The organism is Stenotrophomonas geniculata ATCC 19374 = JCM 13324 (assembly GCF_001431625.1).
Lineage (GTDB): Bacteria > Pseudomonadota > Gammaproteobacteria > Xanthomonadales > Xanthomonadaceae > Stenotrophomonas > Stenotrophomonas geniculata.
The window spans coordinates 75,870-101,031 of sequence record NZ_LLXT01000104.1; the positions used below are offsets into that span (position 1 = coordinate 75,870).

Genomic DNA, 25,162 nt, shown 5'->3' on the forward strand with positions numbered 1-25,162 from the left:
CACCGCCCGGCACCCCGGGAGTACAGACGTGGAACGGTCGGCGAGTGGTTGGATCAATGGCTTCATCGGTGTGGTGATCTTTGCCGGCTCGTTGCCGGCCACCCGCCTGGCCGTGCTGCAGCTGGACGCCGGGTTCGTTACCGCCGCGCGCGCCACCATCGCCGCCATACTCGGCCTGGGCCTGTTGCTGCTGTTGCGCCAACCCTTTCCGCGACGCAGCGACCTGCCCGGGCTGGCGGTGGTCAGCCTTGGCGTGGTGGTCGGCTTCCCGCTGCTGACCGCGCTTGCCCTGCGCCACGCCTCATCAGCGCACACCATCGTGTTCCTCGGCCTGTTGCCGCTGAGCACTGCGGTGTTCGGCGTACTGCGCGGTGGCGATCGGCCGCGCCCGGCGTTCTGGCTGTTCTCGCTGCTGGGCAGCGCCTGCGTGGTCGGCTATGCCGCGCGCAACGGCATTGAGGCCTCGTTGCAGGCCGACCTGCTGATGCTGGCGGCGATCGTGGTGTGTGGACTGGGCTACGCGGAAGGCGGTCGGCTTGCCCGTCATCTCGGCGGCTGGCAGGTGATCAGCTGGGCGCTGCTGCTGGCACTACCGGTGATGCTGCCGCTGACGGTGTTGATGCGTCCGGCCTCGTTCGTCGAAGTGGGGGCATCCGCGTGGTGGGCGCTGGGCTACGTGGCGGTGTTCAGCATGCTGCTCGGGTTCCTGTTCTGGTATCGCGGGCTGGCCCAGGGTGGAATCGCCGCGGTCGGCCAGCTACAGCTGCTGCAACCGTTCTTCGGCCTTGCGCTGGCTGCGCTGTTGCTGCATGAAGCGGTCAGCCTCAGCATGGTGCTGGTGACCGTGGTCGCGGTGATCTGCGTCGCCGGCGCGCGCCGCTTCAGCCGCTGAGCGAAAAAGGGGACGGAGGGGATTAAGTCGTAACTGGCCCTGCTGTGCCTGAAACGACTTAATCCCCTCCGTCCCCTTTTCCGGTGATAGCGAGGGCGTATCGTGGGCGGTGGTCAACGGTATTGGCCGGGGCGGTGAGCTTGGCTGAAGCTGTGCGCATGAAGCCGATGTCGCGTATTTCCTTCGAGGGTCAGGTGGGCCTGGTGACCGGTGCCGCGGGTGGGTTGGGCCTGGCCTACAGCCGCCTGCTGGCCGAGCGCGGTGCGCAGGTGGTGATGCATGACGTCGGTGCCGGTACCGATGGCCGCGGCGCCGATCCGCAGCGCATCCTTCGCAGCGTGGAAGTGCTGCAGGGGCAGGGTCTGCCGGTGCAGGCCGCAAGCGGTCCCATCGACCATCGCTCGGGTTGCCACGCGCTGGTGCAGGATCTGTTGCAGCAACATGGCCGCATCGATTTCCTGATCCACAACGCGGGCTGGGTCGAGTACCAGCCGCTGGAAGCGATCGAGGACGAGGCGCTGGATCAGACGCTGTGCCTGGCGGCGAAGACGCCGCTGTGGCTGGCGCAGGCGGTGTGGCCGGCGATGCGCGCGGCGGGCGGGGGCCGCATCGTCATCACCACCTCCGATCGCGCGCTGTATCCGCAGTACGCACAGCGCGGACTGTCTGCCTATGCGATGGGCAAGCTGGCCGCGCTTGGCCTGGTCAATGTGCTGGCCCTGGAAGGCGCCGAGAACGGCATCGTGGTCAATGCGGTTTCGCCGGTAGCGAAGACGCGCATGTGGGGCATCGAAGGCGAACCCGACGAACTGCATCCGGAGGCGGTCGCGCAGGGCGTGGCCTATCTGGCATCCACGCGCTGCCACGAGGGCGGATGGACGCTGCGCGCCAGCAACGGGCAGTTCCATGCACTGCGCCTGCAGGAGGCCGAGCACGTGGCGTATCCACGCGATCTGCGTGCGGTCAGTGCAGACAGCATCGAGTCGGTGGCATTGCAGTGGCCGGCCATCGCGCGCGCCAGCGTGGACGCGCGTAGCTGAGGGCGTACCCTAGGCAGGTTTCCACTGCCTGCTCCCAGATGATCGACCTGCGCCTGCTTCGCCAGTTCGTGGCCGTGGCCGAAGAACTGCATTTCCACCGCGCCGCGGCCCGCCTGCACATGTCGCAGCCACCACTGACGGCAGCGATACGTCGGCTGGAAGACGTGCTCGGATGTGAACTGATCGTGCGCGGCAACCGCACCCTGGGCCTGACCGTGGCCGGGCAGACGTTGCTGGTGGAGGCACGTGCGACGCTGCAGCAGGCCGAGCAGGCATTGCTGCGCACGCGCGAGGCGGCGAGCGGACAGTCTGGCTGCCTGCGCGTAGGCTATGTCGGCAGTGCGCTGTATGGCCGCCTGCCAGGTTTGATCCGCCGCTTCCGCCAGCAGTACCCGCAGGTGCAGTTGCACCTGCAGGAAGCCACCTCGCGCCAGCAGCAGTTGTGGCTGCGTGAGCAGCGCATCGACGTAGGCGTGCTGATTCCACCGATTCCCGCCGCCGAGCTGGTGCTGCACGACTTCGACCACGACCGCCTGGCGATTGCGCTGCCGCGTGCACATGCGTTGGCCGATGCGGCGGAGGCCAGTGTGGCGATGCTGGCTGATGAACCGTTCGTTTCGTGGCCGGCGGGCGAGGGCATCGGCTTCCATGCGCAGGTGCTGGGCCTGTGTACCGCAGCGGGATTCACCCCACGTGTGGTGCAGGAAGCGCAGGGCATGCACGCGGTGTTGTCACTGGTGGCGGTGGACGCCGGCGTGGCGATCGTGCCGGCCAGCATGGCCAGCTTCCGCCCGCAGGAGATCGTCTATCGCGTGCTGGAGGGCGAAGCCGCCCGTTTCGCCCTGCAGTTCTGCATGCGCCCGGAACCACCGTCACCGGTGCTTGGCAATTTCCTGGACGTGGCGAAGCTGCCTGCCCGCGGCTGAGCCGCGGGTTCACCTGCTGAATCGGCGGCCAGCGTGATCCTCGGTCAGAACCGATAGCTGATGGTGCCGGTGACCACGCGCGGGTAGCCGGCGAAGCAGTCGCCAAACGTACGGCACGGGGCGTAGTAGCGCTTGTCGGCGAGGTTGGTGATGTTCAATGCCATCGTCCAGTCGGTCACCTGCACTTCCACCAATGCATCGGCCAGCGTGTAGCTGGGCGTGATGATGCGCCCGCCATTGCCCAGCGATACGGTGTTGCCGACGTGGCGCACGCCCAGGCCCAGGCGCAGGCGTGCGGCATCGTCAAGCTGGAAGCCCTTGGATACCCAGGCCGAGGCCAGGTCCCGTGGGGTGTCGTTGAGGCGCTGGCCCACTTCCAGCGCGAAGTTGCTGCGGCTGACTTCGGCCTCATTGCGGGCCACCGCGGCGGTGATGGTGAGGTCGTTGGCGAACTGGAACTGGCCTTCCAGCTCGAGGCCCTTGGAGCGGATCTGCCCGGTCTGCACCACGTTCAGCACGTTGTCCGGATCGTTGGTCTGGCGATTGGTTTCGGTGATGCGGTACGCCGCCATCGTCAGCAGCAGATTGCGTGCCGGTTGCCACTTGATGCCGGCCTCGCTCTGGCGGCCACGCATTGGTTTGAAGGCCTGGCCGAACAGGTCCTGGCCAGTGACCGGCAGGAACGATTCGCTGTAGCTCAGGTAGGGCGATACTCCGGCGCCGAGGTCACCGATCAGGCCGGCGCGGTAGGTGGTGGCGTTGTCGGTCTGGCTGGGTTGGCCTTCGGTCTTCGAGCGCGCATGGTCGCGGCGCGCGCCCAGCACCAGCGAGACGCGGTCGGCCCAGCGGATCTGGTCCTGCACATAGACACCCAGCTGGGTGGAGGTCTGGTCCGGCTGACGATCCCAGCCACGCACGACCGGTGCGGCCGACACCGGGGCGTAGATGTCGATCGGCGTGCCGGTGGCATCCAGCCGCTGCAGCTGCTCCTTGTACTGGCTGTAGTCCACCCCGGCCAGCAGCAGGTGCTGGAACGCACCGGTGGCGAAGTCGAACTGCAGCGCATTGTCGGCGCTGAAGATCTGCACGTCGGGGCGGGTGCCGTAGGCGGTGCGGTTGACCACGCGGTGGTCGGCATCGATGAAGGGATCTGCCGGATTGCTGTAGCTGTCCACGTACATCTGCTGCAGGGTGGTCCTGCCATCGATGTAGCGCACCGCCGAGCGCAGGCTGAGCACGTCATTGAAGCTGTGGTCGAACAGCGCGGTCAGGCTGTAGACGCGCGAATCGATGCGATCAAAGCCGGGGTGGCCGATGAAGGTGGAAGTGTCCAGGCGGCGGCCCGGCAGTGCCAGCAGGGTCGCGGCCAGCGGCAGGAACTGCTGGCTGGAGCCGGTCCTGTCGTGCTGGTAGCTGGCCAGCAGGGTCAGCGTGCTGCGTTCGCCGCGCCAGCTGATCGAGGGCGCCAGGTAGATGCGGTCATCATTGAGTACATCGGTCTGCATGTTCGATTCACGCAGCAGCCCGACGAAGCGGCCGGCAAGCGTACCGGCATCGTTCAAGGCGCCGCCAATGTCACCCTGAAGCTGCCTGCGGTCGAAACTGCCGAACTGCACGCCGACTTCGCCCGTGAGGGCGCCGAAGGTCGGGCGCTTGCTCATCGCATTGATGATGCCGCCGGTGGCGCCGGCACCGTACAGCACCGAGGACGGGCCGCGCAGTACTTCCACGCGTTCCAGGCCGTAGATTTCCGGGCGGGCGAGCGGGCTGAACCCGTAGCTGCGGCGCAGGCCATCCTGGTACTGCACGGGGTCCAGCCCGCGTACCGAGGTCGCGTCGTTGCGGGTATCCAGGCCCCAGGCATCGGCGGTGACGCCGGCGCTGTAGCGCAGCACTTCCTGCAGGTTGTGCGCGCCGCGATCGGTGAACAGCTGCTGGGTGACCACGCTGATCGCCTGCGGCGTCTCGGTCAGGGCGGTGTCGGTCTTGGTCGCGGTGCTGGCCCGCTCGGCCACCACGGTCACCTTGTCCAGGGTGCCTGCCGCCGGGCCGTCCTGGGCCTGGGCGACGGCCGAGGCCAGCAGGGTGGGCAGGGCGAGCGTGTACAGCAGCGGGCGGCGCGGCGACAGGGCGGGCATCGTCAGGAATCCGGGAAGGCGGTGACGGCGGATTATCCGGATGCGTGCCTGCAAATACAAATGATTCCCAAATGCAATTGAGTTACCCAGGCCCGGTGTCAGGGCAGGCCGTCCGAGGCGCCGCGGATGCTCAGCCAGGCGCCACCGCCCGGGGCGCTGCCCGCGCGCAGCCGGAAGCCGTGCAGGCCGGCAATAGCAGCCACGATCGACAGGCCCAAGCCGAATCCAGGTCCCTGGCCGGCACTGCTGCTGCCGCGGAAGAAGCGCTGGTAGATCAGCGTGCGATCCTGCGGCGGGATGCCGGGTCCATTGTCGATCACATCGATCCTCGGCGCGCCGTGATCATCGACCGCACGCAGCAGGATGCGGCCGTGCGCAGGGGTGAACTGCAGGGCGTTGGACAGCAGGTTCGCCACCGCTTCGAATAACAGCTCACGGTCGCCGCGCAGCAGGCCGGCCTGTGGATCCACCTGCAGTTCCAGCAACTGCTGCTTCTCTTCGGCCAGTGGCAGGTAGAACTGGTGCAGTTCCTGCAGCAGCTCGGCAAGGTCGACCTCGTCGAAGGCCGAACGCCGCTGGTGGCTTTCCAGTTCGGATACCCGCAGCAGCGCGGTGAAGCGCGCCATCAGCATGTCCGTTTCCGCCAATGCCCTGTCCAGCGGGTCTGCATGCGGATCCTGTTCGTCCAGACCGACGCGCATGCGGTACAGATGCGCCCGCAGGCGGGTGAGCGGGGTGCGCAGATCATGGGCGATGCTGTCGCACACGCCTTTGACCTCGGTCATCAGCTGCTCGATGCGTTCGAGCATGGCATTGACGATGCTCGACAGCCGATCGATCTCGTCGCGACGGTTGGATACCGGCAGGCGCTGGCCGAGGTCGCCGGCGACGATGCGGCTGGTGGCCGCTTCGATCTGCTGGATCCGCTTCAACGGGCGCCGGCGCAGCAGATGCCAGCCGACCAGGCCAGGGATGACGGTCAGCGACACGCCCCACAGCAGTGCATCGAGAATGATGCTGTTGACCGCCATGAGCTTGCCGTTCTGGCGCACGAACACCAGCGTCCGCCCGTCCCGGGTCGCTACGCCAAGTGCGCTGCCGCCGCTCTCGTGCTTTCCATCGACCAATGTCCAGCCTTCCACCGGATGCGAGCTGCCATCCAGCGGCAGTCCCGCTGGGATGGCGGTCAGCGGTCCAGCCAATGGCGCGCCGTCGCCGCTGAACAATCCGTAGGTGTAGACCTGGTGCAGGTCGAAGCGCTGGCTGTCGCGCAACGCATCGTCCAGTGCCTGGCCGTCGAATGCCATGAACAGATGGGCACGCTGCTGCAGCCCGGATTCGGTCAGGTCATTGAGATAGTCCGAGATGCGCCAGTACATCACCCCCAGCAGCAGGCTCGACCAGGCCACGAACAGGATGCAGTACAACCCGAGCAGGCGGCTGCTGGACGAGCACCACTGGTCAGGATTGCGCATCGAAGACATAGCCGGTTCCACGGACGGTGGTGATGGGTTGCGGGCGGCCCGGCTGCTCGATGCGCTTGCGCACGCGGCCGATGTGGACATCGATCAGGTTGGTGCCGGGGTCGAAGTGATAGCCCCAGACTTCCTGGAACAGCATGCTGCGGGTGACCACCTGGCCGGCATTGCGGACCAGGAATTCGAGCAGCTTGAACTCGGTCGGCAGCAGGCTGATCTCCTGCCCGCCACGCCGGGCCGAACGGGTCATCAGATCCAGTTCGAGGTCGCCGGCATGCAGGACACTGTCGGCAGGGCCGGCCTGGCTCTGGCGACGGATCAATACCTCCACGCGGGCCGCCATCTCATCGGAGGCGAACGGCTTGGTCAGGTAATCGTCGCCGCCTGCACGCAGGCCACGCACGCGCTCGTCCACGTCCGACAGCGCGCTGATCATCAGTACGGGGGTGACGATTCCTTCGCGCCGCAGCGCAGTGACCAGCGCCAGGCCATCGATGCCGGGCAGCATGCGGTCCAGGGTGATCACCGCGTAGTCGCCCGCACGCGCCAATGCGAGGCCGGCAGTGCCATCAACGGCAACGTCGACCTCGAAGCCATGGCTGCGCAGCTCGGTTACGATTTCCTCCGCAGTGACAAGGTCGTCCTCGATGGTGAGTACGCGCGGCATGGGCCATTGTGCAGGTTGGATGGCTGCCATCCTCGCAACCGCTCGCGGTGACTGCAAATGAAAAATGTTTCATGCGCGATTCGCCGGATTCCGCGCACGGGTCTTCTATATTCGGCGCCGAGCGTCTCCCCACGACGCGCGGAACCCCGGCACCCGATGAACCTCCTGCACATGCCCTTGCCATGCCATGCCCGGCCACTGCGGCTCCGGCGGCCTCTGCTGCTTGCGCTCGTTCTGCTCGGCCTGCTGTCGGCCTGCGGCAAGGATGCGCCCACGCCGGCCGGCCGGCTTCACGAGGTGGAAGTGCTGACCCTGCAGGAAAGGCCGCTGGCGATGGAACAGGAGCTGCCGGGGCGAACCATCGCATCGCAGGAGTCGGATGTGCGCCCGCAGGTGGATGGCGTGCTGGTGAAACGCCTGTTCGAAGAGGGCGAAACCGTGCGTGCCGGGCAGCCTTTGTTCCAGATCGAACCGGCCCTGTACCAGGCGGCGTTGAATCAGGCTCAGGCCAACCTGAAAACCGCCGAAGCGGCGGCAGTGACCGCACGCCTGCGCGCGCAACGGATGCAGGCGCTGGGCGGCGAGCAGCTGGCCGCGCGCCAGGACGTGGATGACGCCATCGCGAGTGGGCAGCAGGCCGCAGCCGCGGTGCAGGCGGCACAGGCGAGCCTGGATACCGCTCGTACGCGGCTTGGTTTCGCCACGGTGACCGCGCCGATTGCCGGGCGCATCGGCCGTGCGCTGTTCACACCCGGGGCGCTGGTTACCTCGGGCCAGGCCAACCCGCTGGCGCGGATCCAGCAGGTCGACCCGATGAACGTGGACATCACCCAGTCCAGCAACGAGTACCTGGCCTTGCGCCGCGCGATCGCCGACGGTGGCGTGCAGGCCACCACCGCTGCGGTGCGGCTGCGGCTGTCCGATGGCAGTGCGTATCCGTTGCCCGGCACCCTGGAATTTGCCGATATCGACGTGCAGCAGGAAACCGGCAGCATCACCCTGCGTGCACGGTTTCCCAATCCCGCCGGGCAGCTGCTGCCGGGCATGTACGTGCGGGCGCAGGTGGGGCAGGGCACGCAGCGGCAGGCGCTGCTGGTGCCGCAGTCTGCCGTGGACCGCAGCCCGAAGGGCGAGGCGCAGGTGTGGGTGGTGGATGAGGGCGGCAAGGCGAAGCTGCGCCTGTTCCGTACCGCGCGCGCGATTGGCGACCAGTGGCTGGTGCTGGATGGCATCGCTGCCGGCGAACGGGTGGTCGTGGCCGGCGCACAGGGGCTCTCCGATGGCATGGCGGTGCAGGTGAAGCCCGCTGGGGCAGTCACGCCGGCAGCGGCCGGGAAGGACTGAGCCCATGCTGCCGCGCTTCTTCATCCACCGCCCGGTATTTGCCTGGGTGCTGGCGATCTGCATCATGGCCTTCGGCGCGATTGCCGTCAGCCAGCTGCCGGTCGAACAGTACCCGGACATCGCACCGCCACAGGTCAACATCACCGCGAACTACACCGGCGCCTCGGCGCAGACGGTGGAAGACAGCGTCACCCAGGTGATCGAACAGCAGATCAAAGGCATCGATCACCTGTTGTATTTCTCGTCGACCAGTTCGTCATCGGGGCAGGCGCGCATCACGGTCACATTCGACCAGAGCGCCAACCCGGACATTGCCCAGGTCCAGGTGCAGAACAGCGTCAACCAGGCCATCAACCGGTTGCCGCAGGAAGTGCAGCAGCAGGGCGTGACGGTCGCCAAGTCGCAGGGCGACTCGCTGATGGTGGTCTCGCTGTATGACACCAGCCGGCGCATGGAACGGGTGGATGTTTCCGACTTCCTGGTCAGCAACGTGCAGGATCCGATCAGCCGCATTCCGGGTGTCGGCGAGATCAATGTGTTCGGCTCGGCGTATGCGATGCGCGTGTGGCTGGACCCGCACAAGCTGCGCGCCTACGACCTGATGCCGGCCGACGTGCGCACGGCCATCCAGGCCCAGAACACCCAGGTCACGGCCGGCGAACTGGGCGCATTGCCATCCAGCGCAACGCAGAGCCTGAATGCCACCGTCACTGCCCAGTCGCGGCTGCAGACGCCCGAACAGTTCCGCGCGATCATCCTGCGCACGCTTCCCAGCGGCGCTGCAGTGCACCTGGGCGACGTGGCACGGGTGGAGATCGGTGCCGAGAACTACCAGACCAGCAGCTATCTCAATGGCTATCCGGCGGCGGGTTTCTCGGTCACGCTGGCCTCCGGGGCCAACGCGCTGGCCACCGCGGATGCGGTCCGTGAGGAGATCGAACGCCTGCGACCAACGTTCCCGCCCGGGCTGCAGGTCGCCTATCCGCGCGACAGCACACCGTTCGTGCGGGTCTCGATCGAGGGTGTCATCCATACCCTCATCGAGGCCATCGTGCTGGTGGTCGTGGTGATGTTCCTGTTCCTGCAGAACCTGCGTGCTACGTTGATCCCCGCGATCACGGTGCCGGTGGTGCTGCTGGGCACGTTCGGCGTGCTGGCGGTCGCCGGATTCACGATCAACACGCTCACCTTGTTTGCGATGGTGCTGGCGATCGGCCTGCTGGTCGACGACGCGATCGTGGTGGTGGAGAACGTGGAGCGCATCATCCACGACGAGCACCTGCCGCCACGCGAGGCCACCGAAAAATCGATGGGCGAGATCACCGGCGCGCTGATCGGCATCACCGTGGTGCTGGGCGCGGTGTTCCTGCCGATGGCCCTGTTCGGTGGTTCCACCGGCATCATCTACCGCCAGTTCTCGATCACCATTGCATCTGCGATGGCGCTGTCGGCGCTGGTCGCGCTGACGCTGACCCCGGCGCTGTGCGCGACCCTGCTCAAGCCATCTTCGGCGCAGAAACCGCAGGGGCGCTTCTTCAGGGCCTTCAACCGGGGTGTCGAGCGCAGCCAGTTGGCCTATCAGGGAAAGCTCGGTGGCGTCGTCGCCCGGCCGCGGCGCTGGATGGCGTTCTACCTGCTGCTGGTGGTCGCCATGATTGCGCTGTACGCGCGCATGCCCACCGGCTTCCTGCCGGTGGAAGACCAGGGCCAGGTGACCTTCCAGTTCTCCACGCCGGAGGGCACGCCGATGGCGCGTACCGAAGCGCTGGGCGAGCAGATCAGCCGCTACTTCATGGAGCACGAGAAGCAGAACCTGGACGTGGTGTTCGTGGTGGTTGGCCGCAACAATGCCGGCACCGGCCAGAACGCCGGACAGGGCTTCCTCGCACTGAAGCCCTGGGATGAGCGTACCGGCGACAACACCGCTGCGGCGATCATCACGCGTGCCAATGCCTACTTCCGCGGGTTGCCCGATGCCAGGGTCAATGTGCTGGCACCGCCGGCGGTGCGTGGACTGGGCCAGTCCAGCGGCTTCGAACTGTGGTTGCAGGACACCAGCGCCGCCGGGCGCGTGGCCCTGCAGGCGGCGCAGGAACAGGTGGTGCGTGCGGCCGGCGAAGACGATGGGCTCACCTCGGTGCGCCTGAACGGCCTGGGCGACAAGGCCGAGCTGCGGCTGGACATCGACCATGCGCAGGCCAGCGCGCTGGGGCTGTCCCAGGCTGACATCAATTCCACCCTGTCGGCGGCCTGGGGCGGCAGCTACATCAACGATTTCCTCGATCGCGGTCGGGTCAAGCGGGTCTACATGCAGGGTGACCAGCCCTACCGCAGCGTGCCCGACGACATCGGCCAGTGGTATGTGCGCGGTGGCAACGGCCAGATGGCGTCGTTCGCCAGCTTCGCCAGCAGCCACTGGGCGCGCGGACCCCAGCTGCAGCAGCGCTTCAACGGTCTGCCGGCGATGCAGATCCAGGGCAGTGCCGCCGAAGGACGCAGCTCGGGCGAGGCGATGCAGCGCATGCAGGCGCTGATTGCGGACCAGGCGGGATTCGACCTGCAGTGGAGTGGCCTGTCCTATCAGGAGCGGTTGGCCAGCAACCAGACGCTGTGGCTTTACCTGGCCTCGATTGCCTTCATCTTCCTGTGCCTGGCTGCGCTCTATGAAAGCTGGACGGTGCCGGTGGCCGTGGTACTGGTGATTCCCTTGGGCGTGATCGGTACCGTGCTGGCGACCACCGCGGCGGGCTTCGTCAACGACATCTACTTCCAGGTCGGTCTGCTGACCACCATCGGCCTGTCGGCGAAGAATGCGATCCTGATCGTGGAGTTCGCCGAGGCCCGCTATCGCGCGGGCAGTTCAGCGGTGGAGGCCGCGCTGCAGGGCGCACGCCTGCGCCTGCGTCCGATCGTGATGACGTCGTTGGCCTTTGTGGCCGGTGTGATTCCGTTGGCGTTGGCCACCGGTGCCGGTGCGGTCAGCCGTCGTGAGATCGGCATGAGCGTGATCGGCGGCATGGTCTCCGGCACGGTGCTGGCGGTGGTGCTGGTGCCATTGTTCTTCGTGCTGGTGCGCCGCCTGGGCCGGTCACGGCGGCAGGAGTGAGCGGGGGGCGCGGCTGTCATCTGGCTGCCGCAGCGCCATCACCCTTCCTTTGCCCAGCTGTCGCTAGCGTAGGTCGTCCCCGTCCCCCACGGAGACCTGCCATGTGGCTGCTCGACCATCTCTGGCCTGGCCGCAGACCTGTCCCTCCCCCGGTCGCTGCCGAACCACAGGCGACGCCCCGTCGGCCCTGGCTGAAACGCCCGGTGCGGGCCGGGCGCAGCGGCATGGCGCCTTGGCAGAAGGTCGCCGCACCGCCGCGGCGCACACGCCACTAGGCGGTGCGGTCGGCGGGGTGGTTGACCCCGTCGTTGACCGGAATGATGCCCAGTGCGAACGGGTCGATGCCCTCCAGGCAGGCCACGTTGTAGCCGTACTGGTCCGGGTTGGAACGACGCCGGTGGTGGGTGTAGATGCCGCACACGCCGCAGAAATAGTGCTCGGCCACATGCGTGTTGAACTGGTACAGCTGCAGGTGGTTCTGCCCGCGCACCACCTGCAGGCCCGCGCGTGCGACGCTGGCGGCGATGGCGCCACGGCGGCGGCACATCGAGCAGTCACAGCGGCGCGGATCGACGATGCCATCAGGCAGGTCCAGCAGCAGTTCGACCGTGCCGCAGTGGCAGGTGGCGCGATGCCGGGGTTGGACCGGAACGCCGGCCACGGAAGTGATGCCCATCGTTGCTCCTGTGAGGTGAATCTGGCCGCAGAGGCCGCCGCCGACGGTGCACCGGCCTGCCTGAACGGGCCGTAGATGCCACGGTGAACCCGCTTGTGGCTAACTATGCGGCTTCAAGACCGCGACAGGATGCCAGTGAACGCCGCAGGACGTTGGATGACAGGAAGTGCCATGGCGCTGCTGGCGCTGTGGGTGACCGGGCTGCTGGCCTATCAGTTGCCGGGGCCGGGCTGGCTGGCCACCGGCGTCGCCGGGCTGTGGCTGCTGGTTGCGCTGTGGGCGTCGTGGCGGGTCGCGCGGGGCCGTGCCTCGCGCCGCCTGGGTCTGGCGTTCGGGGCATCGCTGGCGCTGGCCGGCCTGTGGTGGCTGCTGCTGACCCCGCGCCAGGACCGGTTGTGGGCCGATGACGTGGCGCAGCGCCTGCACGTGGTGTCCTTCGATGGCCGCCACGTCGTGCTGGACAATGTGCGTGACTTCAGTTGGCGCACCGAAACCGACTACGACACACACTGGGTGCGCCGCGAGTACGACCTGGACCAGCTGCGCTCGGCCGACCTGGTGCTGTCGTACTGGATGGGCCCGGCCATCGCCCACACCCTCATCTCGTTCGGCTTCGAGGACGGTCGCCACGTGGTGTTCTCGCTGGAGATCCGCAAGGAGCGCGGTGAGTCGTTCTCGGCGCTGGGCGGCTTCTTCCGCAAGTTCGAGATGACCTTGGTGGCGTCGGAGGAGACCGACATCATCCGCACACGCACCAACGCGCGTGGCGAGGATGTCTACCTGTACCGCCTGCATGGCATGGACCGCACGCAGCTGAAGGAACTGTTCGCTGCGTACATCGCGCAGGCCCGCGAACTGGATGCGAAGCCCGGCTTCTACAACACGTTGACCAGCAACTGCACCACCATCGTCTTCGACCTGGCCCGCCACATCGCACCGCGCCTGCCGCTGGATTACCGCCTGCTGCTGTCCGGTTACCTGGCCGAGTACGCGCAGGAGGTCGGTGCGCTCACTCCGGGGGTGCCGTACACCGAGCTGCATGCCAAGGGCCGCATCACCCAGCGTGCGCTGGACCTGGGCGATGGCCCGCACTTCTCCACCGTGATCCGCCAGGGCGTGCCCGGCACCGAGCAGGACCCGCAGTAATGACCCAACTCTTTCTGACCCGCTGGCAGCGCATGCTGCCGGCGCTGCTTGCGGCCTTCCTGCTGCTGGGCAGCAGCGGCTGTGCGATGGTGACCGTCAAGCAGGTCAAATCCAGCGATTCGCTGGTCAACAAGCGCGCGGATGTGCTCAACACCGGCAAGCTCAGCCCAGCCGCGCGCGAGACGCTCAGCGCGGCGGGCCTGGACGAGTCGCAGTGCGAGAAGGACTTTCTGGTCTGCCGCAGCACGCTGCTGATGACCGATGACCTCAATGTCGAGCAGCGGCTGTCGGCGCTGTCCGAATTGTGGGTGAAGGCCGCGCTGGCGCTGACGCCGAAGAAGACCGCAGCGGGTGATCCGCCGATGAGCGATGCGGCATTGGATGCCTGGCTGGAAGCGGCGCGTTACGCGTATGCGTATCTGTTCTACAGCGGCAGGTCCCCATCCGACCGTGCCTTCGAGGACCGGCAGACGCAGGTGCGTGACTACTACAACTACGCGGCCGAGAAAGCAGCGGTGGTGCTGTTCGTGCGTGCGCGTGCGGCGGCACTTGCCGGCGAGGACTACACGAAGCCGGTCTCGGTCGGCAGCTGGTCGCTGGCCTCCAACTACCAGCAGCTGAACCTGAAGAGCATCCCGGCGCAGTTGGTGCCGGCCGGTACCGTCAGTTTCGTCGGCCTGCGCAGCACCTATCGCCGCGATGGTTTCGGCGCCGAGCTGGTGATGGTGATGGATCCGCCGAAGCTGGTTGCGCCGGTGATCGCAGCCGATGGCCCCAAGGCCGAGGCGCCGCAGGAGGATGAGGACGACGCACGCCGTGGCCGCCGCCATCGCCATGACGACTCGGTGCCTGAGTTCAGCGAGATGTCCTCGATCAACGTCACAGCGCTGCTGCGCTTCGAGGGCAGCAGCCTGGAAGACGTGATGCGCACACGCCGGGTCGAGCTGGATGCCTATTCGCCGGAAGCCACCGAGCGCATCACCCTGCACGGTGAGCAGGTACCGCTGGCCGGCAATTTCACCGCGGCCTATGGCCTGTGGCTGGCGCAGAGTGGCTTCGCCCGGCAGTCGCTGCGCACCCTGTTCGGCATGAGCGAGGGCATCGGCGAGCCGCACATCTACCTGATGCAGCCGTGGGACCCCAACCGCCGCATCATCTTCATGTTGCACGGCCTGGCCAGCAGCCCGGAAGCCTGGGTGAACCTGGCCAACGAGATCATGGGCGATCCCGAGCTGCGCCAGCAGTTCCAGGTCTGGCAGGTCTATTACCCGACCAATGCGCCGATCGCACTGAACCGCTACGAGATCGCCAATGCGTTCAACGATACGCTGAAGCATTTCGACCCCAACGGCAGCACGCGTGCATCGAAGGACATGGTCTACATCGGCCACAGCATGGGCGGTGTACTGGCGCGGCTGCTGGTGAGCGACTCGGGCGACGTGCTGTGGAATGACCTGCTGGCCAACTACGACCTGAAGGGTGAACGGCTGAAGCGGGTGCAGAACAAGCTGGGGCCGCTGCTGCATTTCAAGGCACAGCCGAACGTGGAACGCGCGATCTTCATCGCCGCACCGCACCAGGGTACCGACATCGCCGGCAACAAGGTCGGCCGCCTGATCGGTCGCCTGGTGCGCCTGCCGCTGACCATTCTCGGCAAGTTCGAGGACGTGTTCATGGCACTGGCGCAGGCCGAGCAGCAGGTCGATGGCACCGCCAAGCCGAAGATCCCGAACAGCATCGACAACCTCAAGGCCAGCGATCCGTTCGTGAAGGCCGCCGCACAGCTGCCGATCGAAGCGGGCCTGAAGTACCACTCGATCATCGCCCAGCGCAAACCGGAACTGCCGGTGGAGAAGTCCGATGACGGGCTGGTGCCGTACTGGAGCGCACACCTGCCGGGCGCATTGTCGGAGAAGGTGATCATTTCCGGCCACAGCGTGCAGGAGACCCCGCAGGCGGTGCTGGAGGTGCGGCGCATCCTGCACCGGGATATTGATGACATGGGGACTGGCACCCGGTAGTGCCGGCCGCTGGCCGGCAATCCCGCAATGCGGCGGCGTTACACCCGCCGCGCGATCACCGTGGCCAGCAGCGCCAGGCCGAAGGTGATCGCCAGGCACAGCACGTAACCGGTGTGGGGTGCGCTTTGCACGAACAGCGCGAACAGCGCGCCGGAAACCGCCAGCGCGGTGGTCACCGACAGGGCCTCGCTCAGCTGCAGTGCCGAGGTGTTGGCACCCTGCTCCTGCGGCGCCGACAACGACAGCGTCAGCACCGACAGGCTTGCGTAGATCATGCCCATGCCGAAGCCGGTCACGGCCCAGCCGAGCAGCGACACCGGCAGTGGCACCACGTTGAACAGCACCGCCAGCGTTGCGGCGATGCCGACCGTCATCATCGTCGTGCCCACCCGCAACAGCTGCTGGCGCGACCAGCCACGCTGCTGGTGACCCTGCAGCCATGAACCGGCGAACCAGCCCAGTGCGCCAAGGCTGAGCACGGCACCGGCCCAGCTGGGCGAGAGCCCGCGTTCGCGCTGCAGCAGCAGCGGCAGGTAGGCCTCGCAGGCGAAGAAGGCGGCCGCCGCGACGCCGCGCAGCGCGATCACGCTGGGCAGGCCACGGCGCAGGATCAGTGTTCCGGGCGGAAGCAGTCGATGCACGCAGAACAGCAGCGCCAGCATCGCCACGCCGATGCAGAGCAAGGCAGGCAGGCCCTGTTGCTGACCGCCGAAGTACAGCAGCAACGCGGCCAGCGAGGCACCACTGGCCCAGCGCACCACGTTGCCGCCTCCATCATCGGCGCTGCCGGCAGGACTGGGCTGCATGCGTGCCAGCGCGGGGCGCAGCAGCAGGGCCGCCGGAACCGCCAGCAATGGCACCGCCAGGAACACCCAGCGCCAGCCCAGGTGCTGCACGATCAGGCCGCTCAACGCCGGGCCGACCATCGATGGCACCACCCAACCGGCCGAGAAGGCGGCGAATACCTTCGGCCGCAGGTGCTCGGGGTAGCTGCGGCCGACCATCACATACAGCGAAACCGAGATCGCGCCCGCGCCGAGGCCCTGCAGCAGCCGCCCCGCCACCAGCATGCCCATGCGCATCGCGAAGCCGGCCAGCAGCAGGCCCAGCACGAAGCAGCCCAGGCCGTACCACAGCGGCCTGGCGGGCCCGTGGCGGTCGGCCCAGCGTCCGGCCAGGGTCATGCCGATCACGCTGGTGGCCAGGGTGCCGCCGAAGGCCAGCGCATACAGGCGCAGGCCATCGAGGGCCTCGGCCACGGTCGGCATGGCCGCCGCCACCGCCAGGGCTTCGAAGGCATGCAGCGCCACCAGCGCCACCATGCCGATGGTGGTGGCGCGGTAGCGCGGGGACAGGATCGACGTATCCGCCGGTGCACGGGCGTCGGCGGGTGAAAGAGCGGGGGACATACGAGTCAGATGCGGGCCGCGCTTGTCAACTGGCGGCGAAGATAGCAGCATGACACCTCAACTGCAGTTGAGGTCAAGCAATGGTGTCCCAGGAACTGAGCGTTGGCGAAGTCTCCCAGCGCAGTGGCGTGGCGGTTTCGGCGCTGCATTTCTACGAGCGCAAGGGGCTGATCAGCAGCCTGCGCACCTCGGGCAACCAGCGTCGCTACAGCCGTGACGTGCTGCGACGGTTGGCCGTGATCCGTGTCGCGCAACGTGTGGGCATGCCACTGGAAGCCGTCGGCCGTGCCTTCGAAAGCCTGCCCGAGGGGCGCGCACCCACCAAAGCCGACTGGGCCAAGCTGTCCGCGCGCTGGCGCACCGAGTTGGAGGAGCGCATCCACATGCTGGAATTGCTGCGCGACGAACTGACCGGCTGCATCGGCTGTGGCTGCCTGTCGCTGCAGCGCTGCCGCCTGGCCAACCCCGGTGACGTCCTCGGCGAACGCGGCGACGGCCCGATGCGCTGGGAGTGACCCACGAAAACGGGACGGAGGGGATTATGTCGTTTGTGCATTAACGACTTAATCCCCTCCGTCCCCTTTTTTCTTACCAGACCGTGATCGTCTCGCCGCTCTGGATGCCTTCCACTGCACGCTGGAAGGCCAGCGCCGCGCGCTGCGCGCTTACCGCTTCGAAGCCCGGGAAGTAGGGGCCGTACGCCGCCATCGATTCGATCAGCACGTTCGGGCTGACCACATTGATGCGCAGGCCACGGGGCAGCAGCTCCAGCGCCGCCGCACGTACGAAGCCTTCCAGTGCGGTGTTCACGGCGGTGGCGTTGACGCCATCGCGGATCGGTTGGGCGCTGATGATGCCGCTGGTCAGGGTGATCGAACCGCCGGCGTTGAGGTGGTGCTGGGCGGCCAGTGCCAGCCGCACCTGCCCCAGCAGCTTGTCCTGCAGCCCGATGTTGAACTGTGCTGGCGTCATCTGCTGCAACGGGCCGAAGTGCACCGAGCCGGTGGTGGAGATCACCGCATCGACCGGGCCGGTACGCGCGAACAGTTCGGCGACGCTGGCGTCATCGGTCAGGTCCACTCGGAGTTCGCCGCTGCTGCGGCCGGCGGCGAGAATCTGATGCTGTTGGCCGAGCTGGCGGGCGACTGCCTGGCCGAGGGTGCCGCTGGCACCGACGAGGAGGATCTTCATGGCCGTTCCTTGCGTGAGGGAGTGAGCGCAGTCTGCGCCGTCACGGTGCGGTTAGGTAAGCGGCGTATTCTTCGCAGATTCCTAACTCTGGATTAGCAATGGATACCCTTCGCTGCATGCAGGCCTTTGTTGCCGTGGCCGAGCGCGGGAGCTTCGCAGGGGCTGCCGAACAGCTGCAGGTGTCGGCGGTGATGGTCGGCAAGTACATCCAGCAGCTGGAGGCGCACCTGGGCACCGCGTTGCTGCAACGGAACACCCGCCGCCAGCGCCTGACCGAAGCCGGCAGCGCCTACCTGGCCGGGTGCCGGCAGGTGCTGGAGCAGGTGCAGCAGGCCGAGGCCGACGTGGCCGGACTGCAGATACAGCCACGCGGGCTGCTGCGGGTCAGCGCACCCACCACCTGGGGCAGCTGCGTGCTGGCGCCACAACTGGCCGGCCTGCTGCGCGCGCAGCCGCAGTTGAACATCGAACTGGATCTGAGCAACCGCCGTGTGGATCTGATCGAGGACGGCTTCGACGTAGCGATCCGGGTCGGGCCACTGCCGTCGCAGGAAGTGGTGGCGCGGCCGCTGCCACCGTATGCGATGAGCCTGTGTGCGGCACCGTCCTACCTGCGCCGGCGCGGCACGCCGCGTACGCCCGCGGATCTGCAGGGGCATGATTGCCTGAGCCACCTGGCCTGGCGCGGTGGCCACGGCTGGCAGTTGGCCAATGGCGAACAGGTGGATTGGGAGGCGCGTCTGACCTGCAATGATGGGTTTGCGTTGCGCGAAGCGGCGGTCGCCGGCGCGGGGCTGGTGCTGCAGCCGACCGCATTGCTGGCCGGTGAGATCGCGGCAGGGCGGTTGAAGCCGCTGCTGCGCGACTACCTGCCCGAACCACGGCCGATGCACCTGATCTACCTGCCCGACCGCAGGCCGCGTCCGCGGTTGCAGTGCTTCGTCGATTTCGTCATGACCACATTGGGGCAATGAGCATCCACGCCAGGCGTGGATGACGGTGGGTGCCGACCGTTGGTCGGCACGCATCGGGATCAATCATTCGCCGCAGACAGTTCCTGCCCACGCACCTGTGCGGCACGCAGTGCGGTGTCCACCAGGGCCTCGAAGCCACCGGCCTGGAAGCTCTCGATCGCGGCCTGGGTGGTGCCATTCGGCGAGGTCACGCGGCGGCGAAGCTCGGCCGGGCTCTCACCGGCTTCATCAAGCATGCGCGAGGCACCCAGCAGGGTCTGCACCACCAGCGTGCGCGCGGCGTCGGCTGGCAGGCCCTGGGCAATACCCGCCGCTTCCATCGCTTCGGCCAGCAGGAACACATAGGCCGGGCCACTGCCGGATACGGCAGTCACTGAATCCATCAGCGCCTCGCTGTCGATCCACACCGTGCGCCCGGCACTGGCCAGCACCTTCTCGGCCTGTGCGTGCTGCTGCGTGTCCACCGACGGTGTGGCGAACAGGCCGGTCACACCGGCGCCGAGCAGGGCCGGGGTGTTGGGCATCGCGCGCACTACCGGCAGGTTGCCGCCCAGCCAGCGTTCCAGCTGCGCGCTGGTGATACCGGCGGCAATCGACACCACCAACGGCTGGTTTGCCTGGGCCAGTGCCCGCAACGACTGGCAGACCTCACGCAGCACCTGCGGCTTCACCGCCAGCAGCCAGGTGCTGCCCTGCGCGGCGGCATCTGCGGCGTTGTCATGCACCTGCACACCGAAGTCGGCGGCCAGCGCCTGGCGCAGTTCGGCCACCGGTTCGGCGACGTGGATGTGCGCGGCGGGTGTGCCCTGGCGGATCAGGCCGGCGATCAGGCTGCGCGCCATGTTGCCGCCGCCGATGAAAGTGATGGAATCAGCTGCCATGGAAAGCTCCTTGGAAAGTCAGGCTGGGCGCGGGCGCGCGCCGAACAGTGCGGTACCGATCCGCACCAGGGTGGCACCCTCGGCGATGGCTTCGGCGTAGTCGCTGCTCATGCCCATCGACAGCGTGTCGATCTGCGTGTGCTGGGCAGCCAGCGACTGGAAAAGTGTGCGCATGCGCACGAATGCATCCCGACGGCGCTCGGCCTCGGGCCATGGCGCGGGAATCGCCATCAGTCCGCGCAGGCGCAGGGTGGGTTCGGCGGCAATTGCGGCGGCGAGTACGTCCACTTCCTCCGGTGCACAGCCATGCTTGCTGGATTCGTCGTCGATGTTGACCTGGATCAGCACGTTCAGCGGGCCGCGCGCGGCCGGGCGATGGCGCGCAAGCGCCGTTACCAGCTTGGGCCGGTCCACGCTCTGCACCCAGTCGAAGTGGCTGGCCACGGCATCGGCCTTGTTCGACTGCAGGTGGCCGATCAGGTGCCACTCCAGCGCCAGGTGCTGCAGCGCCTGCATCTTGGCCAGCGCTTCCTGCACATAGTTTTCGCCGAAGGCATGCTGGCCCTGTGCGGCCAGCGCGGCCACGGCCTCGGCCGGCTGGGTCTTGGACACCGCCAGCAGGCGTGGATCGGGCCTGCCCGCGGTCTCGGCGGCGGCATGCAGGTTGCTCAGGATCTGGGGCAGGGGAGTGGCCACGTAACGCGTTCCGTTGAATCAGGAGGCTATACTGCCGCCCGGGGAAAGATCCTTCCAGTCGAAGCCGTTATTGGGGAGTAGCCGCTCATGGATATCGCCGAGCTGTTGGCGTTTTCCGTAAAGAACAAAGCGTCCGACCTGCACCTGTCCGCAGGCCTGCCGCCGATGATCCGCGTGGACGGCGACGTTCGCCGGATCAACATCCCAGCCCTGGACCACAAGCAGGTCCATGCGCTGGTGTACGACATCATGTCCGACAAGCAGCGCCGCGATTACGAGGAATTCCTCGAAGTGGACTTCTCCTTCGAGATTCCGTCGCTGGCGCGCTTCCGTGTGAACGCGTTCAACCAGAACCGCGGTGCCGGTGCGGTGTTCCGTACCATTCCGTCCGAGGTGCTCACCCTCGAGGACCTGGCCTGCCCGCCGCTGTTCCGCGAAGTGATCCAGCAGCCGCAGGGCCTGATCCTGGTGACCGGTCCGACCGGCTCGGGCAAGTCGACCACGCTGGCGGCGATGATCGACTACATCAACAAGAACGAATACGGCCACATCCTCACCGTCGAGGATCCGATCGAATTCGTGCACACCTCGCAGAAGTGCCTGATCAACCAGCGCGAAGTGCACCGTGACACGCATGGCTTCAACGAAGCGCTGCGCTCGGCGCTGCGTGAGGACCCGGACATCATCCTGGTCGGCGAACTTCGTGACCTGGAAACCATCCGCCTGGCACTGACCGCCGCGGAAACCGGCCACCTGGTGTTCGGCACCCTGCATACCAGCTCAGCGGCCAAGACCATCGATCGCATCATCGACGTGTTCCCGGCCGGCGAAAAGCCGATGGTGCGCTCGATGCTGTCCGAATCGCTGCGTGCGGTGATCTCGCAGGCGCTGCTGAAGAAGGTTGGTGGCGGTCGTACCGCTGCGTGGGAAATCATGGTCGGCACCCCGGCCATCCGCAACCTGATCCGTGAGGACAAGGTGGCGCAGATGTACTCGGCCATCCAGACCGGCCAGCAGTACGGCATGATGACCCTGGACCAGCACCTGCAGGACCTGGTCAAGCGCAGCCTGATCACCCGCAACCAGGCCCGTGACTACGCCAAGGACAAGCGCCTGTTCGAGTAAGGCGGGGCAGCCACGGGCGGCGCGTGCAATGGCGCGGCCGCTCCGTGTTGTTTCCTCCATCGACCGTTACTTGGTAAACCGCTTTTCCGGGAGCCTGCCGTGAACACCACCGCGACCACCATCGATTTCACTTCGTTCCTCAAGCTGATGGCGCACCAGCGCGCCTCGGACCTGTTCATCACTGCGGGCATGCCGCCGGCGATGAAGGTCAACGGCAAGATCTCGCCGATCACGCAGACCCCGCTCACGCCGCAGCAGAGCCGCGACCTGGTCCTCAACGTGATGACCCCGGCGCAGCGCGAGGAATTCGAGAAGACCCACGAATGCAACTTCGCCATCGGCCTGTCCGGTGTCGGTCGTTTCCGCGTGAGCTGCTTCTACCAGCGCAACCAGGTGGGCATGGTGCTGCGTCGCATCGAGACGCGCATTCCGACCGTGGAAGAGTTGAGTCTGCCGCCGATCATCAAGACGCTGGCGATGACCAAGCGCGGCATCATCCTGTTCGTCGGTGCCACCGGCACCGGCAAGTCAACGTCGCTGGCGGCGATGATCGGTTACCGCAACCAGAACTCGACCGGCCACATCATCACCATCGAAGACCCGATCGAATTCGTGCACAAGCACGAGGGCTGCATCATCACCCAGCGTGAAGTCGGCATCGATACCGACAGCTGGGAAGCGGCGCTGAAGAACACCCTGCGCCAGGCGCCGGACGTGATCATGATCGGCGAAGTGCGTACCCGCGAAGGCATGGACCATGCCATCGCGTTCGCCGAAACCGGCCACCTGGTGCTGTGCACCCTGCATGCTAACAACGCCAACCAGGCGATGGACCGCATCGTCAACTTCTTCCCGGAAGACCGCCGCAACCAGCTGCTGATGGACCTGTCGCTGAATCTCAAAGGCGTGGTCGCTCAGCAGCTGATTCCTTCGCCCGATGGCCGCTCGCGCAAGGTGGCGATGGAGATCCTGCTGGGCACGCCGCTGGTGCAGGACTACATCCGCGATGGCGAAATCCACAAGCTGAAGGAAGTGATGAAGGACTCGGTCCAGCTGGGCATGAAGACCTTCGACCAGAGCCTGTTCGAGCTGTACCAGGCCGGTGAGATCAGTTACGAGGACGCACTGCGCTACGCCGATTCGCAGAACGAGGTACGCCTGCGTATCAAGCTCAGCCAGGGCGGTGACGCGCGCACCCTGTCGCAGGGGCTGGATGGCGTGGAGATCTCCGAGATCCGGTGACCTGGCGATGTGTAGAGTCGACTGACAGTCGACTCTACCGGGCGCGCGGGCGATTGATGAATTCCGGTCATGACCGACTGCCGTCCAGCCGGTTCAATCCATCGCCAATGCAGGCGTATCGTCAGCGCTCCCCTCTCTGGAGCACGACGATGCAGACACGTGAACTCGGCCGCAGCGGCCTGAAGGTTTCCGCCCTGGGCCTGGGCTGCATGGGCCTGACCCATGCCTACGGCCAACCGGTCGAAACGGGCCAGGGCATTGCCCTGCTGCACGCCGCCGTCGAGCGCGGCGTGACCTTCTTCGACACCGCCGAGGTGTACGGCCCGTACACCAACGAAGACCTGCTCGGCCAGGCCCTGGCACCCTACCGCGACAGGCTGGTGATCGCCACCAAGTTCGGCTTCAAGGATGCGCGCACCGATGCCGGCCTGGACAGCCGCCCGGAGAACATCCGTGCTGTGGCCGAAGCCAGCCTCAAGCGCCTGCGTACCGACCATATCGACCTGTTCTACCAGCACCGCGTCGACCCGAACGTGCCGATCGAGGACGTGGCCGGTACCGTGCGCGACCTGATCGCCGAGGGCAAGGTCGGCCACTTCGGGCTGTCCGAGGCCAGTGCCGCCACCGTGCGTCGCGCGCATGCAGTACAGCCGGTCACCGCCGTGCAGAGCGAGTACTCGCTGTGGTGGCGGGAACCGGAGCGCGAGCTGCTGCCGACTCTGCAGGAACTGGGCATCGGCTTCGTGCCGTTCAGTCCGCTGGGCCGCGGTTTCCTGACCGGTGCGATCAACGCCGATACCACTTTCGACGCCAACGACTTCCGCAACACCGTGCCGCGCTTCGAAGTGGAAGCACGCCGCGCCAACCAGGCGCTGGTGGACCGCATCAGTACGATTGCTGCGGCTCGTGGCGCGACCCCGGCGCAGGTGGCGCTGGCCTGGCTGCTGGCGCAGGCACCGTGGATCGTGCCGATCCCGGGCACTACCAAGGTTCACCGCCTGGAAGAAAACCTGGGCGCGGCCAACCTGCAGCTGGCGCCGGAGGAATTGCAGCGCATCGCACAGGCGCTGGATGAAGTGTCGATCGTCGGCGAGCGCTACAACGCGCAGCGTGCGGCGCAGGCCAAGGGCTGACCACCCGGCGGGTGCGGACCGTTGGTCCGCACTCCTTGACCCTCACCCCATCGGCCCACGCAGCGCATCAAGCACCGTGCGCATCGCCACGGTGACGTGGCGGCGCGACGGGTAGTACGCGTAGTAGCCATCGAAGTGGGGGCACCAGTCGTCCAGCACCGACTGCAGCCGGCCATCGTCCAGCATCGGCTGCACCTGGTCTTCCGGCAGCCAGGCCAATCCACTGCCGGCCAGCGCAGCGGCGCGGGTCATGCCCATGGTGTTGAAGGTCCACTGGCCGGCGACGCGCACGCTCAGTTCGTTGCCATCCTGGCCGAAATCCCACGGCATCAGCCCGCCATGCGTGGGCAGGCGCAGGGTCACGCAGTTGTGGCCTGCCAGCTCGTCCGGATGTCGTGGCACCACATGCTGGCGGAAGTAGCTGGGCGCGCCGACCACGCGCATGCGCAGCGGCGGGCTGATCGGCACAGCGACCATGTCGCGCGCCAGCCGCTCGCCGAGGCGGATGCCGATGTCATAGCGCTCGGCCACGATGTCGGCCAGCCCGTAGTCGGCGGCCAGTTCCACCTTCAAATCCGGATACTGCTGCAGCAGCGGCGCCAGCCGTGGCCATGCGATGTACTCGGCGGCGTGGCCGGTGGCATTGATGCGGATGGTGCCGGCCGGGCGTTCGCGGTACTCGGCCAGCGCGGCCAACCCATCCTCGATCTCGGCCAGGCGTGGGCCCAGGGTATCGAGCAGGCGGGCCCCGGCTTCGGTGGTGGAGACGCTGCGGGTGGTGCGGGTCAGCAGGCGCACGCCGAGGCGCTGTTCCAGGCCGCGCATGGCATGGCTGAGCGCGGACTGGGATATGCCCAGCTGGGCGGCGGCCTTGGTGAAGCTGCCCTCGCGGGCAACGTGGACGAAGGCCTGCAGGTCGTTGAGGTTTTCGCGGGGCATGACGGGATGATACGGCCGGGCTGCGCCCGGCACCTGCCGAATCAACGTCAACGGCAACGTCAAAAGCTGGCTTCCCGTGGGAGGCGAGGTGGCTCAGGTTGCGGGGGACGGCGCAAGTCCCCCTCCGGGGCCCGGCCC

At 67.0% G+C, this 25,162-nt stretch carries 20 protein-coding genes and 1 pseudogene; 12 read left to right on the forward strand and 9 right to left on the reverse strand.

Going from position 1 to position 25,162, the window contains the following annotated elements; translation table 11 throughout:
- The first annotated feature begins 28 nt into the window (after nt 1-28).
- The 3 genes from ARC63_RS10980 (at nt 29) to ARC63_RS10990 (ending at nt 2,858) form a co-directional block, all read left to right on the forward strand.
- Nucleotides 29-892 (forward strand): DMT family transporter, encoded by an 864-nt coding sequence (locus ARC63_RS10980; protein ID WP_057503289.1) that lies wholly within the window; start codon nt 29-31, stop codon nt 890-892.
- 158 nt (nt 893-1,050) lie between these two features.
- A complete protein-coding gene (locus ARC63_RS10985) occupies nt 1,051-1,932 on the forward strand; it encodes an SDR family oxidoreductase (protein WP_057503290.1) in 882 nt (293 codons plus the stop codon).
- A 38-nt stretch (nt 1,933-1,970) separates the two neighbouring features.
- Nucleotides 1,971-2,858: a LysR family transcriptional regulator gene (locus ARC63_RS10990; RefSeq protein WP_057503291.1), complete on the forward strand. Its 888-nt coding sequence runs from the start codon at nt 1,971-1,973 to the stop codon at nt 2,856-2,858.
- Nucleotides 2,859-2,902: 44 nt separating this feature from the next.
- On the opposite strand, the gene ARC63_RS10995 is transcribed toward ARC63_RS10990, so the two are convergent.
- The 3 genes from ARC63_RS10995 to ARC63_RS11005 all read right to left on the reverse strand — a co-directional run bounded on the left by ARC63_RS10995 (nt 2,903) and on the right by ARC63_RS11005 (nt 7,141).
- Nucleotides 2,903-4,996, reverse strand: coding sequence for a TonB-dependent siderophore receptor (locus ARC63_RS10995; RefSeq protein WP_057503292.1), 2,094 nt, complete (start codon nt 4,994-4,996; stop codon nt 2,903-2,905).
- Between the two features lie 98 nt (nt 4,997-5,094).
- Nucleotides 5,095-6,471 carry a sensor histidine kinase gene (locus ARC63_RS11000; RefSeq protein WP_082587853.1) on the reverse strand — a complete coding sequence of 459 codons (1,377 nt, stop codon included), beginning with the start codon at nt 6,469-6,471 and terminating at the stop codon, nt 5,095-5,097.
- A complete protein-coding gene (locus tag ARC63_RS11005) occupies nt 6,458-7,141 on the reverse strand; it encodes a response regulator transcription factor (RefSeq protein ID WP_057503294.1) in 684 nt (227 codons plus the stop codon). Before ARC63_RS11005 ends, ARC63_RS11000 begins: the two co-directional genes overlap by 14 nt.
- Nucleotides 7,142-7,297: 156 nt before the next feature.
- Between ARC63_RS11005 and ARC63_RS11010 the strand changes: the two genes are divergently transcribed.
- Nucleotides 7,298-8,485 (forward strand): efflux RND transporter periplasmic adaptor subunit, encoded by a 1,188-nt coding sequence (locus tag ARC63_RS11010; protein WP_057503295.1) that lies wholly within the window; start codon nt 7,298-7,300, stop codon nt 8,483-8,485.
- Nucleotides 8,486-8,489: 4 nt separating this feature from the next.
- Nucleotides 8,490-11,591, forward strand: coding sequence for an efflux RND transporter permease subunit (locus ARC63_RS11015; RefSeq protein ID WP_057503296.1), 3,102 nt, complete (start codon nt 8,490-8,492; stop codon nt 11,589-11,591).
- Nucleotides 11,592-11,862: 271 nt separating this feature from the next.
- Here the strand turns inward: ARC63_RS11015 and ARC63_RS11020 are convergent, their stop codons facing one another.
- Nucleotides 11,863-12,267, reverse strand: a complete 405-nt coding sequence (locus ARC63_RS11020; RefSeq protein ID WP_049453579.1) for a GFA family protein — start codon at nt 12,265-12,267, stop codon at nt 11,863-11,865.
- Between the two features lie 171 nt (nt 12,268-12,438).
- Between ARC63_RS11020 and ARC63_RS11025 the strand changes: the two genes are divergently transcribed.
- On the forward strand, nt 12,439-13,413 hold the full coding sequence (locus ARC63_RS11025; RefSeq protein WP_082587854.1) for an Lnb N-terminal periplasmic domain-containing protein: 975 nt from the start codon (nt 12,439-12,441) through the stop codon (nt 13,411-13,413).
- Nucleotides 13,413-15,434, forward strand: a complete 2,022-nt coding sequence (locus ARC63_RS11030) for an esterase/lipase family protein (RefSeq protein ID WP_057503298.1) — start codon at nt 13,413-13,415, stop codon at nt 15,432-15,434. Before ARC63_RS11025 ends, ARC63_RS11030 begins: the two co-directional genes overlap by 1 nt.
- Before the next feature lie 38 nt (nt 15,435-15,472).
- Here ARC63_RS11030 and ARC63_RS11035 read toward each other — a convergent pair whose 3' ends face one another.
- The gene (locus tag ARC63_RS11035) at nt 15,473-16,894 is read right to left on the reverse strand and encodes an MFS transporter (RefSeq protein ID WP_057503299.1); all 1,422 of its coding nucleotides are present in this window, start codon (nt 16,892-16,894) and stop codon (nt 15,473-15,475) included.
- 29 nt (nt 16,895-16,923) lie between these two features.
- Between ARC63_RS11035 and soxR the strand changes: the two genes are divergently transcribed.
- Nucleotides 16,924-17,358 (forward strand): redox-sensitive transcriptional activator SoxR, encoded by a 435-nt coding sequence (gene soxR, locus ARC63_RS11040; protein ID WP_019336938.1) that lies wholly within the window; start codon nt 16,924-16,926, stop codon nt 17,356-17,358.
- A 73-nt stretch (nt 17,359-17,431) separates the two neighbouring features.
- Here soxR and ARC63_RS11045 read toward each other — a convergent pair.
- Nucleotides 17,432-18,061: pseudogene (locus ARC63_RS11045) on the reverse strand (short chain dehydrogenase); the annotation flags it as partial.
- A 71-nt stretch (nt 18,062-18,132) separates the two neighbouring features.
- Here ARC63_RS11045 and ARC63_RS11050 point away from each other — a divergent pair.
- Entirely contained in the window at nt 18,133-19,008 is an 876-nt protein-coding gene (locus ARC63_RS11050) for a LysR family transcriptional regulator (RefSeq protein WP_057503301.1), read from the forward strand.
- A gap of 59 nt (nt 19,009-19,067) precedes the next feature.
- Here ARC63_RS11050 and proC read toward each other — a convergent pair whose 3' ends face one another.
- Both proC and ARC63_RS11060 read right to left on the reverse strand, forming a co-directional pair.
- Nucleotides 19,068-19,889: a pyrroline-5-carboxylate reductase gene (gene proC / locus ARC63_RS11055; protein WP_057503302.1), complete on the reverse strand. Its 822-nt coding sequence runs from the start codon at nt 19,887-19,889 to the stop codon at nt 19,068-19,070.
- Between the two features lie 18 nt (nt 19,890-19,907).
- Nucleotides 19,908-20,585, reverse strand: a complete 678-nt coding sequence (locus tag ARC63_RS11060) for a YggS family pyridoxal phosphate-dependent enzyme (protein ID WP_057503303.1) — start codon at nt 20,583-20,585, stop codon at nt 19,908-19,910.
- A gap of 87 nt (nt 20,586-20,672) precedes the next feature.
- On the opposite strand from ARC63_RS11060, the gene ARC63_RS11065 reads away from it, so the two are divergent.
- The 3 genes from ARC63_RS11065 (at nt 20,673) to ARC63_RS11075 (ending at nt 24,085) form a co-directional block, all read left to right on the forward strand.
- Complete coding sequence (locus tag ARC63_RS11065) at nt 20,673-21,710, forward strand: type IV pilus twitching motility protein PilT (protein WP_006422551.1); 1,038 nt, start codon at nt 20,673-20,675, stop codon at nt 21,708-21,710.
- A gap of 99 nt (nt 21,711-21,809) precedes the next feature.
- On the forward strand, nt 21,810-22,952 hold the full coding sequence (locus tag ARC63_RS11070; RefSeq protein WP_006422552.1) for a PilT/PilU family type 4a pilus ATPase: 1,143 nt from the start codon (nt 21,810-21,812) through the stop codon (nt 22,950-22,952).
- 149 nt (nt 22,953-23,101) lie between these two features.
- Entirely contained in the window at nt 23,102-24,085 is a 984-nt protein-coding gene (locus tag ARC63_RS11075; protein WP_057503304.1) for an aldo/keto reductase, read from the forward strand.
- Nucleotides 24,086-24,127: 42 nt separating this feature from the next.
- Here ARC63_RS11075 and ARC63_RS11080 read toward each other — a convergent pair whose 3' ends face one another.
- Entirely contained in the window at nt 24,128-25,024 is an 897-nt protein-coding gene (locus tag ARC63_RS11080) for a LysR family transcriptional regulator (protein ID WP_057503305.1), read from the reverse strand.
- Nucleotides 25,025-25,162 lie beyond the last annotated feature (138 nt).